The following is a 10,584-nucleotide window of genomic DNA, read 5'->3' on the forward strand; positions in this document are numbered from 1 at the left end:
GTCGTGAACCAGGCCCACACCCGGTGAGCTCCGCGGAGGTTTTCATCCGAGGCAATGAATCAAACTTCGCGGAGGTATTGACATGAGGCAACAGGGGCCTCGCCTATCCTGAGGCGATGGTAGCTCCGTGGCCGTTCCCCGTGGGGGGCATACTGGCCAAGGGCTGGTTCTGGGCCCTCGACTACCTCTACGTGTCGTACTGGCAGATTCGGGACACGCTGTTCCGCGCCGATCCGTCCGAGTATCTCCTCGCGGATGCGGCAAAGTCACCCATTCTCATCCTGCCGGGAATCTACGAGACCTGGCAGTTTCTTCGACCCCTCGCGGACCGGCTGAGCGAGGACGGGCATCCGGTGCACGTCGTCACGAGCCTCGGCCGCAATGCGCGGAGCGTCGTCGCGAGTGCGCCGATTGTTGCGGACTACCTCCGCGAGCATGACCTGCGCGATGTCACGATCCTCGCCCACAGCAAGGGCGGCCTCATCGGCAAGTACCTCATGCTGCGGAGCGACCCGGACGGCCGTGTCGCGCGCATGGTCGCGATCGCCACCCCGTTCTCCGGATCGGTCTATGCCCGCCTGATGCTTGCTCCGAGTCTTCGGGCGTTCTCGCCCCGGGACGCGACGACGCTCATGCTTGCAGCCAACCGCGGGGTGAACTCGCGCATCACCTCGATCTTCGGGAGCTTCGACCCGCACATCCCTGCCGGCTCCGAGCTGCCGGGAGCCACCAACATCCGCCTCGACGTCGCGGGGCACTTCCGCATCGTCGCCGACCGGCGTCTTCAGGACGCCGTGGCGCTCGCCGTGAATCCCGCCGCCCCGTGACGACGAACCGGGCCTACTCTGGGGTCATGGCTGCCAAGATTCTTCTCGTCGCGAGCGACCCCGCCGAGGCGCTCTTCCTCTCGGAGACGCTCGTGCAGGGCGGATACCGGGTGATTCCGTCGGACGACGCCATCACTGCGCTGCCGCTCACGCGTCGGGAGGCTCCCGACCTCGTCCTCGTCGACCTGACCCTCACTGGCGCGATGATGCTGCTCTCACGGCTCAGCTTTTTTCCGGACACCGCGACGATACCCACGCTCGCGCTCGCCGACAGTCAGCTCGTGGCCGGCGAGGCGATGCGCATGGGAACCCGTGCCGTTCTGAGCAAACCGATCGTCACACCCGATCTGCTCGCGGCTGTCTCCGACCACGTGATGTCGCCGGGGGCGCTGACGGCCGCACCGCCCACGCTCCTCGCCCATCCGCCGCGGCTCGACGCGCTGCGGAACCTCGGCGTGCTCGACACCCCGCCCGAGGAGATCTACGACCGCTTCACCCGGCTCGTCTCGCACATTGTCGATGTGCCGGTCGCGCTCATCTCCTTGGTGGATGGCAACCGACAGTTCTTCAAGAGCCAGGTAGGGCTGCGCGAACCGTGGGCAACCATGCGGCAGACCCCGCTCTCGCACTCGTTCTGCCAGTTCACCGCGACGTTCAGGCAGCCGGTCGTGATCAACGACGCGACGGAGCATCCGCTCGTCGCCCACAACCTCGCGGTCAGCGAGATGGATGTCGCGGCGTACGCCGGCGTGCCCCTGATCACGAGCTCGGGGGAGGCGGTCGGGTCCCTCTGCGCGATCGACGCGAAGCCGCGCGAGTGGAGCGACGACGAGGTCGCCGCTCTCACCGACCTCGGTGCGATCCTGATGGAGCTGCTCGAGCTGCGTAGCCCGGGCCGCGCGAAGGATTCCGAGTCCAGACGCTCCGAGGTGGCCTGACGCCCCACCCGCGCCGCGCCGCACGGTGTTGACGAGAGCGCCGCTCAGCGAACAGACTCGACCCGTGGATGATTCAGACGACGACCAGTCAATGGAACACGTGCTCGAGAGACTGCTCGAACAGTTCCCCACCGTGCCTCGCCGACAGGTTGTCGAGCTGGTGGACGAGGAACTGGATTCGTACGAGGGGGAGTTCCTCGACGAGGAAGAGGTGCCGTCGGAGGTCGAGGAGAGCGCCCGCGAGCGGCTTGCAGAACTCACGGCATCCCGTCCTGACACCTCATCCGACGAGGATTCGCCCTAGTCACGCTCCGCTCTGGCGTGTCGCCCCGCCACCCCTTACAGTAGACATTCGAACATAAGTTCGAATGTGCTGTGGAGGAGACGGACAATGACGATGGTCGAGGAGGCGGTCGCGATCTGGCTCTCGCCGGACGGCGTTCCGGAGCGGCTCGTCTGGCGGGGACGACGATTCAGGGTGACGGACACACCGACTCCGTTCGGCCCCACCCCGGAGGAGGTGCTCGGTTTCGTCACCCACCCCCCGCGGCACGGCGTCGGGTGGCGCTTCCAGGGCACGAGCGACGAACCCGGGCACGAGACGCTCATGTTCGATGTGCTGCACGACGACTACCGGCGGCAGTGGCGGCTACTGCGCACCTACGCCTGACACTCCTCCGCTCGCCGCTCAGCCCCTTGAGGCGGAGAAGACGTCCTCCGTGATCTCGTCGCGCTCGGCGGCCACCGGATCGAGCCGCACGATCACCGCCTTCGACACGGGCGTGTTGCTGCCGTCGGCGACGTGGTCGAGCGGCACGAGCACATTCGCCTCCGGGTAGTACGCCGCCGCGCATCCCCGCGCCGTCTCGTACGACACGATGCGGAAGCCGCGGAGCACGCGATCCACGCCGTCGTCGGAGACCGTGCGAACGTCGACACGCTGGCCGTCTGCGAGACCGAGCTCGGCGAGGTCCTCCGGGCTCACGAAGACCACATGACGGCCGCCCGTGACCCCGCGGTAACGGTCGTTGTGGCCGTAGATCGTGGTGTTGAACTGGTCGTGTGAGCGAAGGCTCTGCAGGATCAGGGTGCCCGCCGGACGCCCGATGCTCTCGAGATCGTTCACGGTCAGCATCGCCTTGCCGGTCGCGGTGGGGAACGTGCGCGAGTCGCGTGGCCCGTTCGGCAGTACGAACCCGCCCTCGCGACGGATCTTCTCGTTGTAGCCGTCGCATCCATCCACGACCCGCGAAACGTGGTCGCGGATGACGTCGTAGTCGCGCTCGAACCCGGCCCAGTCGACGGCCACCCTGTCGCCGAGGGTGGCACGGGCGAGCCTGCTGATGATCGCAACCTCGGAGAGGAGCGTGGGCGAGACCGGCTCGATCTTTCCCCACGACGGATGCACGGCGCAGACCGTGTCCTCGACCGAGACGAACTGCTCGCCCGAGGCCTGCCGGTCGATCTCGGTGCGGCCCTGGGTGGGAAGGATGAGCGCTTCCCGGCCGACCACGGCGTGCGAGCGGTTGAGCTTGGTCGAGACCTGCACGGTCATCTCGTTGCCGCGCATCGCGGCCTCGGCGGCGGTCGTGTCGGAGATCGCGGCCACCAGGTTGCCGCCGACAGCGAAGAACACCTTGACTGCGCCGTCCCGCATCCCCTCGATCGTCTGCACCGCGTCGAGCCCGTGCTCGCGCGGCGGGTCGAATCCGAACTCCCGCTCGATCGCATCGAGGAAGGCGGGCGCCATCTGCTCCCAGACGCCCATCGTGCGGTCGCCCTGCACGTTGCTGTGGCCGCGGATCGGCGAGGCGCCGGCGCCCGGCTTGCCGATATTGCCGCGCAGCAGCAGCAGGTTGATGATCTCCTTGATCGTGCCCACGGCCTTCTTCTGCTGGGTGATTCCCATCGCCCAGGTGATGATCACTCGCTCGGCCTTCAGGTACCGGCCGGCGAGTTCGTCGATCTCGGATGCCCGCAGTCCGGTCGCCTCGAGCACCGCGGTGTCGTCGAGCCGGGCGAGATGGTCGCGGAGGTCATCGAGGCCCTGGCAGTGGCGTTCGAGGAACTCGTGGTCGAGCACGGTTCCGGGGGCCTTGGCCTCGGCATCCAGCACCCGCTTCGAGAGCGCCTGCAGCAGCGCCATGTCGCCGCCCAGCCTGACCTTGAGGAACTGGTCCGCGAGCGTGGTGCCACGGCCGATGATGCCCTTGACCCGCTGCGGGTTCTTGTAGCGCTGCAGCCCGGCCTCCGGCATCGGGTTCACGGCGACGATCTGCGCCCCGTTCTCCTTCGCCTCCTCGAGTGCGGTGAGCATGCGGGGATGGTTCGTGCCCGGGTTCTGTCCCATCACGATGATCAGGTCGGCCTTGCCGAAGTCGTCGTAGACGATGGTGGCCTTGCCGACGCCGATGGTCTCGCCCATTGCCCAGCCGGAGGACTCGTGGCACATGTTCGAGCAGTCGGGCAGGTTGTTCGTGCCAAAGGCACGCGCGAACAGCTGGTAGCTGAAGGCGGCCTCGTTCGAGGTGCGTCCGCTCGTGTAGAACGCCGCCTCGTTTGGCGAGTCGAGGGAGTTGAGCTTGTCGGCGATGATCTGGAAGGCCCGCTCCCAACTGATCGGGCGGTAGTGGTCGTCGTCGGCGGCCTTGTAGACCGGCTCGGTGAGCCGGCCCTGCATTCCCAGCCAGTATTCGCTTCGCGTGAGCAGATCGGAGATCGGATGCTCCGCCCAGAAGCCGGAGCCGATGACGAGCGGAGTGGCCTCCCACGTCACGGCCTTCGCGCCGTTCTCGCAGAACTCGAAGGTCTTGCGGTGGTCGGGATCGGGCCAGGCGCAGCTCGGGCAGTCGAAGCCGTCCCTCTGGTTGAGTGCGAGCAGGGTCTTCGCCGTGCGCGTGACCCCCATCTGCTCGACCGCGGGCTTCAACGAGTGGTACACCCCGGGCACGCCGGCCGCCCACGACTTCGGCGCACCGACCTCGATGTCGCTCTCATTGGCGTCGTTCACGGCGCCTTCTGTTCCGGGATTCTCGCGAGTCATCGGTCGGTTCTGCCTCTCACCACGTTGTAAAGCTCCTTTGTCAGGGTTAACAGTTCTGGGCAGCAGCCGCAACCGCAGTGATGCATTCGGTCCCACCTCACAGGCTGCAACCGGGCCGGGAGCACATCGCGATGACCGTGTTCGCTCAAGCGGGCTACTCGCGGTTAACTGGTCGCGAAGAAAGGAACCCGCGTGAACGACTACGGCGCCACGCTCCAGTTCGGATCGTTCATCACGCCGGCCGCCGCCGATCCTCGTGGGGTCGTCGCGCTCGCCGTGGCGAGCGAGACGGCCGGGCTCGACCTCGTGAGTTTTCAGGATCACCCGTACCAGCCGGCGTTCCTCGACGTCTGGACGCTCATGTCGTACGTTGCGGCGTGCACGGAGCGCATCGAGATCTCTGCCAACGTGCACAACCTGCCGCTCCGTCCGCCAGCCGTACTGGCGCGCGCCGCGGCATCCCTCGACCTGCTCAGCGCCGGGCGATTCGCGCTGGCCCTCGGCACGGGCGCCTTCTGGGATGCCATCGTTGCGATGGGAGGCGAGCGCCGCTCCCCCGGCGCCGGCGCATCCGATTCCCATCTGGCTCGGCGCCTACCGACCGCGGATGCTGCGGATGGTCGGAACTCTCGCCGACGGATGCCGGGCGCGATCCTGCCGCGATACGGCGCCTGCTGAATATCTCGCCCGGCGCTGCCCACCCCGACTCGCTCGCCGAGCTCGCGCTCGACTACGGCATCGACACGTTCATCCTGTCGAGCGACGATGCCTCCGAACTGCGGCGATTCGGAGAGCAGACGGCGCCGGCCGCACGGCAACTCGTTGCCGCCGAAAGGGGCACCCGGCGCAACTCCGGTTGATAGCCCTGCCCCGCAGGGGGAGGCGGGGAGTACTCTCGGCCGCATGATCACCGACGACCCTGTTGAGACGAACCCGCTCCATTACCGCATCGTGTTCGAAAACGAGTTCGTTCGCGTGCTCGACTACAGCGACAGACCCGGCACCACGACGACACCCCACGATCATCCGAACAGCGTCATGATCACGCTGTCCGACTTTCGGCGCAGGCTCGCGAGCGGCGATCAGGAGCGCGAGGTCGCCCTGACAGCCGGGCAGGCGATGTGGCTCCCGGCCCAGCGGCACTTTGGTGAGAACATCGGCGATACCCCCACCCACACGATATTCGTGGAGCTCAAGGGAGCGGCGGCGGGGGAGTCCAGCGGCGCGACGCTCGGACCCGCCGCAGCGAGTTCCTAGCGTGCCACAGCTGCCCCTGGCAACGACGAAGGCGGCCAGCATGAGCTGGCCGCCTTCGCGTCACACGGTGGGCTCTAGCCGAACAGCGCCGCAACCCTCGTCAGGGTCATGAAGACCCCGTAGGCCAGCGGAACGCCGACGAGCGCCCAGACGATCGCGATTCGTGCCTTGGTCATTTTCTGTCTCCTGCGAGCTCGAGGTCTTCGGGGCGGGTCACGACGGATTCGTGGAAGCGGTCAGCGACTGGCTTCACCATGAGGTTGGCAATGAAGCCGACCACGAGCAGCGCGGCCATGGTGAGCAGCGCCGGCTGGTAGGCCTGGGCGGTCAGTTCACCGGGGATGCCCTGGGCATCCAGGAACCCATTGACGATGAGCGGACCCGCGATGCCGGCAGCCGACCACGCGGTGAGCAGACGGCCGTGGATGGCGCCCACCTGGAACGTGCCGAACAGGTCGCGCAGATAGGCCGGCACGGTGGCGAACCCGCCACCGTAGAACGAGATGATGATGAACGCGAGCACGACGTAGAGCGCGGTCGTGCTGGAGCCGAGGAGCGCGAGCAACACGTACGCGACGGTTCCGACGCCCAGGTACACCATGTAGATGCGCTTGCGGCCGGTGACGTCCGAGGTGGACGACCAGACGAACCGGCCGCCCATGTTGGCGATCGAGAGCAGACCCACGAAGCCGCCGGCGACCACGGCGGTCACGAGGGACGTTCCGTCGGGCTGGCGGAAGAAGTCCTGGATCATCGGGGCGGCCTGCTCGAGGATGCCGATTCCGGCGGTCACGTTGCAGAACAGAACGATCCAGACGAGCCAGAACTGCTTGGTCTTGATCGAGTTCGCGGCCGAGACGTTGTTGCTCGTGACGAGCGCCTTTGCCTTGACCTTGCTGGCGTCGAAGCCAGCCGGCTTCCAGTCCGTGGCCGGCACCTTGATGGTGAACGCACCGAACATCATGTACGCGAGGTAGATGACGGCGAGTGTGAGGAAGAGCTTGGCGACCGCGTCGCCGCTTGCGACCCAGCCCTCGACTCCCGAGTTGGGGTCGTAGAAGGCCATGAGGGCGGTCGAGACGGGGCTCGCGATGAGCGCACCGCCGCCGAAGCCCATGATCGCCATGCCGGTGGCGAGTCCCGGGCGGTCGGGGAACCACTTGATCAGCGTCGACACGGGCGAGATGTAGCCGATGCCGAGGCCGATGCCGCCGATGAAGCCGTAGCCGAGGTACACGAGCCAGAGCTGGCTGGAGAAGATTCCCATCGAGCCGATGAGGAACCCGCTCGACCAGAACAGTGCCGCGACGAACATGGCCTTGCGGGGACCACTGCGGTCGACCCAGGTGCCCATGATGGCAGCGGAGAGGCCCAGCATCACGATCGCGATCGAGAAGATGAACCCGATCTGGGTCAGGCTCACATCGAAGTGCTCGACGAGGGCGGTCTTGTACACGCTCGTGGCGTAGGCCTGGCCGATGCACAGGTGCACCGCCAGGGCGGCGGGAGGAATGAGCCAGCGGTTGAACCCCGGAGGGGCGATGGTGTGGTCGCGGTCAAGCCAACTCATAGTGTTTATCTCCTCATTGAGACGAACGCGGCACGCCAGAGCGCAGCGGCGCATCCGCCACTGCTGGGCTTCTGGGGTCCCCCGTCGGCCGATCGGCCGCGCTTGCCACAGTAGCTTCTCCTTTCCCCTCAAGAAACATGCATTTGCATTTTCGGTCGATTACTTTGCATATTTCGGGGCAAGATGGGGGTATGACACGTGGAGCGCCGGTCGAGGACATCAACGAAGACAACCTCACCATCAAGAAGCCCAAAAAGTCCGCAGCAGGCGTCGAAGCGGTGCTCGTCGCCCTCGATCGCGGCATCGCCCAGGCGGGTGTGGTGCGCACCGCCCGCTCTCTGCTGCGCCTGAACCAGCGTGACGGCACCGACTGTCCCGGATGCGCGTGGCCCGAGTCGCAGGGGCACCGCAAGACCGCGGAGTTCTGCGAGAATGGCGCAAAAGCCGTCGCCGAGGAGGCGACGCTTCGCACCGTCACTCCCGAATTCTGGGCGAAGCACTCGATCGCCGAGCTGGCCGAGAAGACCGAGTACTGGCTCGGCAACCAGGGTCGCATCACCCACCCCGTCGTCATCCGCCCTGGTGAGACCCACTATTCGCAGATCTCCTGGGACGACGCCTTCGAGCTGATCGGCGAGTCCATCCGCGCGACCGTGCCGGAGCGCACGGTCTTCTACACCTCGGGCCGCACCGCCAACGAGGCGGCATTCATGTACCAGCTGTTCGCCCGGTCGATCGGCACCAACAATCTGCCCGACTGCTCGAACATGTGCCACGAGTCCTCGGGCTCCGCGCTCAACCCGACCATCGGCATCGGAAAGGGCACCGTCTCCCTGGAGGACATCCACCAGGCGGAACTGATCTTCGTCATCGGGCAGAACCCGGGCACGAACCATCCGCGCATGCTGTCCGCCCTCGCCGAGTGCAAGGACAACGGCGGCAAGATCGTCGCAGTGAATCCGCTGCCCGAGGCCGGGCTGTTCAACTTCAAGGATCCGCAGACCGCCTCGGGAGTGCTCGGAAACGGCACGAACCTCGCCGACGAATTCCTCCAGATCAAGGTCGGCGCCGACCTGGCCCTATTCCAGGCCCTCGGCCACCTCCTGCTCGAGGAGGAGGAGCGCGTTCCGGGCTCCGTAGTTGACCACGAGTTCGTCGCCGCGAACACCGACGGCATCGACGCCTACCGCGCCGCGCGGAAGACCATCGATTGGGACGAGACCGAGGCGGCCACGGGTCTTTCCCGGCTCGAGATCGCGAAGGTCGCCCAGATGATGGTGAAGTCGAAGGCAACCATCATCTGCTGGGCGCTGGGCCTCACCCAGCAGCCACATTCGGTCAACACGCTGAAGGAGATCATCAACCTCCTGCTGCTTCAGGGCAACTTTGGCAAGCCGGGCGCCGGGGCCTGCCCCGTGCGCGGGCACTCCAACGTGCAGGGTGACCGCACGATGGGTGTCTGGGAGAAGCCGAAGGAGTGGATGCTCGATGCCCTCGACAAGGAATTCGGCATCATCTCGCCGCGCGAGCACGGCCTCGACTCGGTCGACACCGTCGAAGCATTCGAGAACGACGAGGTGGACGTCTTCGTGTCGATGGGCGGCAACTTCGCCCTCGCGTGCTCCGACACCGTGGCGCTCGAGGGAGCGATGCAACGCGTCGGCCTGACCGTCTCGGTATCCACCAAGCCGAACCGGTCGCACGTCATGCACGGACGCACCTCACTCATCCTGCCGACGCTGGGCCGCACCGACACCGACGACAAGCATCCCGGCGGACGCCAGGTTCTCTCGGTCGAGGACTCGATGTCGGTCGTGCGCACGACGCAGGGTCGGCTCACGCCTGTCTCCGAGCACCTCCTCGCAGAGCCGGTGATCGTGGCCCGCATGGCCAGGGCTACGCTCGGCGACGACCACCCCGTCAACTGGAAGGGCATGGCCGAGGATTACGACGTCATCCGCGACCACATCGCGCGAGTGCTGCCCGGGTTTGAGGACTTCAACAAGCGGCTCAAGACGAAGAACGGCTTCGTGCTGCCGAACCCGCCGCGCGACACCCGCAGCTTCGCCACGGACATCGGTCTGGCGCGATTCACGGTGAGCCCGCTCGAGTACCTGACCCCGCCGGCCGGTCACCTGATCCTTCAGACGATGCGCAGCCACGACCAGTACAACACCACGTTCTACGGGCTGGATGACCGCTACCGAGGTATCTCCGGTGGACGCCGGGTGATCCTGATCAACAAGGATGACGCGATCGATATGGGGTTCGCCGATGGCGACATGGTCGACGTCATCAGCACGTTCCAGGGGTCGGAGCGGCGGGCCGACAAGTTCCGGCTTGTGGCCTACCCGACGCCCCGCGGATGTGTCGCGGCGTACTTCCCGGAGGCGAACGCGCTCATGCACCGCGAGCTCGTGGCGCGCGAGTCGAACACGCCCGGCTACAAGGCCATGGCTGTGCGGTTCGTGGCGCATGAGGAGAAGGCGGCGTAGCTCCGGCTGGTTGAGCAGATCGCGTCGCGATCGCGTCGACACCTGCCCGGCGCGGACGGTCGGGTGAGGCCCGCGGGATGCGGTCGGTGTCGCTGCAGGAAAAGGCGGCAGGGATGGATGCGGCGGCCTTGGTGTGCAGGTCGGCCGACGGCATTGGTTGCGGGCAGGTAGGCGATTTTGCTGATCGCGAGGGTCGCGAGGGTCGCGAGGGTCGCGAGGGTCGCGCGGGTCGCGCGGGTCGCGCGGGTCGCGCGGGTCGCGCGGCGACCGTGTCGAACCTGCGTTCCTCGGCCCCGCGCCACGCGCTGCCCTGCCCTGCCCTGCCCTGCCCTGCCCTGCACCTGGGTTACGTCAGTGTCGGTGTGGGCAGTTTGCCGCCGCGTCTGGGTGTGCGTGTCGGGTCGATGCTGGCGGGTGGGGTGAACCAGGGGACGTTGTCGATGACCTGCACTGT

10 protein-coding genes are annotated in these 10,584 nt (G+C 66.7%); 7 read left to right on the plus strand and 3 right to left on the minus strand.

Annotated features, from left to right (window positions below; translation table 11 throughout):
• Positions 1 to 116 precede the first annotated feature (116 nt).
• The 4 genes from ABIB15_RS15070 (at position 117) to ABIB15_RS15085 (ending at position 2,435) form a co-directional block, all read left to right on the plus strand.
• Positions 117 to 827: an esterase/lipase family protein gene (locus tag ABIB15_RS15070; RefSeq protein ID WP_354480419.1), complete on the plus strand. Its 711-nt coding sequence runs from the start codon at positions 117 to 119 to the stop codon at positions 825 to 827.
• Between the two features lie 26 nt (positions 828 to 853).
• Positions 854 to 1,765 carry a GAF domain-containing protein gene (locus ABIB15_RS15075; protein WP_354480422.1) on the plus strand — a complete coding sequence of 304 codons (912 nt, stop codon included), beginning with the start codon at positions 854 to 856 and terminating at the stop codon, positions 1,763 to 1,765.
• A 64-nt stretch (positions 1,766 to 1,829) separates the two neighbouring features.
• On the plus strand, positions 1,830 to 2,069 hold the full coding sequence (locus tag ABIB15_RS15080) for a three-helix bundle dimerization domain-containing protein (RefSeq protein WP_354480425.1): 240 nt from the start codon (positions 1,830 to 1,832) through the stop codon (positions 2,067 to 2,069).
• An 87-nt stretch (positions 2,070 to 2,156) separates the two neighbouring features.
• Positions 2,157 to 2,435 carry a hypothetical protein gene (locus tag ABIB15_RS15085; RefSeq protein WP_354480427.1) on the plus strand — a complete coding sequence of 93 codons (279 nt, stop codon included), beginning with the start codon at positions 2,157 to 2,159 and terminating at the stop codon, positions 2,433 to 2,435.
• A gap of 18 nt (positions 2,436 to 2,453) precedes the next feature.
• Here ABIB15_RS15085 and ABIB15_RS15090 read toward each other — a convergent pair whose 3' ends face one another.
• Positions 2,454 to 4,808: an FdhF/YdeP family oxidoreductase gene (locus tag ABIB15_RS15090; protein WP_354480430.1), complete on the minus strand. Its 2,355-nt coding sequence runs from the start codon at positions 4,806 to 4,808 to the stop codon at positions 2,454 to 2,456.
• Between the two features lie 192 nt (positions 4,809 to 5,000).
• Here ABIB15_RS15090 and ABIB15_RS15095 point away from each other — a divergent pair, with 192 nt between their 5' ends.
• Entirely contained in the window at positions 5,001 to 5,486 is a 486-nt protein-coding gene (locus ABIB15_RS15095; protein ID WP_354480432.1) for an LLM class flavin-dependent oxidoreductase, read from the plus strand.
• A 225-nt stretch (positions 5,487 to 5,711) separates the two neighbouring features.
• Entirely contained in the window at positions 5,712 to 6,065 is a 354-nt protein-coding gene (locus ABIB15_RS15100; protein ID WP_354480435.1) for a cupin domain-containing protein, read from the plus strand.
• A gap of 74 nt (positions 6,066 to 6,139) precedes the next feature.
• Here ABIB15_RS15100 and ABIB15_RS15305 read toward each other — a convergent pair whose 3' ends face one another.
• Both ABIB15_RS15305 and ABIB15_RS15105 read right to left on the minus strand, forming a co-directional pair.
• Entirely contained in the window at positions 6,140 to 6,241 is a 102-nt protein-coding gene (locus tag ABIB15_RS15305; RefSeq protein ID WP_502908995.1) for an MFS transporter small subunit, read from the minus strand.
• Entirely contained in the window at positions 6,238 to 7,635 is a 1,398-nt protein-coding gene (locus tag ABIB15_RS15105) for an OFA family MFS transporter (protein ID WP_354480437.1), read from the minus strand. Before ABIB15_RS15105 ends, ABIB15_RS15305 begins: the two co-directional genes overlap by 4 nt.
• 191 nt (positions 7,636 to 7,826) lie before the next feature.
• Between ABIB15_RS15105 and ABIB15_RS15110 the strand changes: the two genes are divergently transcribed.
• The gene (locus tag ABIB15_RS15110) at positions 7,827 to 10,130 is read left to right on the plus strand and encodes an FdhF/YdeP family oxidoreductase (protein WP_354480439.1); all 2,304 of its coding nucleotides are present in this window, start codon (positions 7,827 to 7,829) and stop codon (positions 10,128 to 10,130) included.
• Positions 10,131 to 10,584: the final 454 nt, after the last annotated feature.

The organism is Marisediminicola sp. UYEF4 (genome assembly GCF_040546025.1).
Classification (GTDB): Bacteria; Actinomycetota; Actinomycetes; order Actinomycetales; family Microbacteriaceae; genus Marisediminicola.

Bases quoted from the DNA above. Each gene is read 5' to 3' on its own strand.
- ABIB15_RS15070 (WP_354480419.1), top strand. From the start codon at position 117: ATGGTAGCTCCGTGGCCGTTCCCCGTGGGGGGCATACTGGCCAAGGGC.
- ABIB15_RS15075 (WP_354480422.1), top strand. From the start codon at position 854: ATGGCTGCCAAGATTCTTCTCGTCGCGAGCGACCCCGCCGAGGCGCTC.
- ABIB15_RS15085 (WP_354480427.1), top strand. From the start codon at position 2,157: ATGACGATGGTCGAGGAGGCGGTCGCGATCTGGCTCTCGCCGGACGGC.
- ABIB15_RS15090 (WP_354480430.1), bottom strand. From the start codon at position 4,808: ATGACTCGCGAGAATCCCGGAACAGAAGGCGCCGTGAACGACGCCAAT.
- ABIB15_RS15100 (WP_354480435.1), top strand. From the start codon at position 5,712: ATGATCACCGACGACCCTGTTGAGACGAACCCGCTCCATTACCGCATC.
- ABIB15_RS15305 (WP_502908995.1), bottom strand. From the start codon at position 6,241: ATGACCAAGGCACGAATCGCGATCGTCTGGGCGCTCGTCGGCGTTCCG.
- ABIB15_RS15105 (WP_354480437.1), bottom strand. From the start codon at position 7,635: ATGAGTTGGCTTGACCGCGACCACACCATCGCCCCTCCGGGGTTCAAC.
- ABIB15_RS15110 (WP_354480439.1), top strand. From the start codon at position 7,827: ATGACACGTGGAGCGCCGGTCGAGGACATCAACGAAGACAACCTCACC.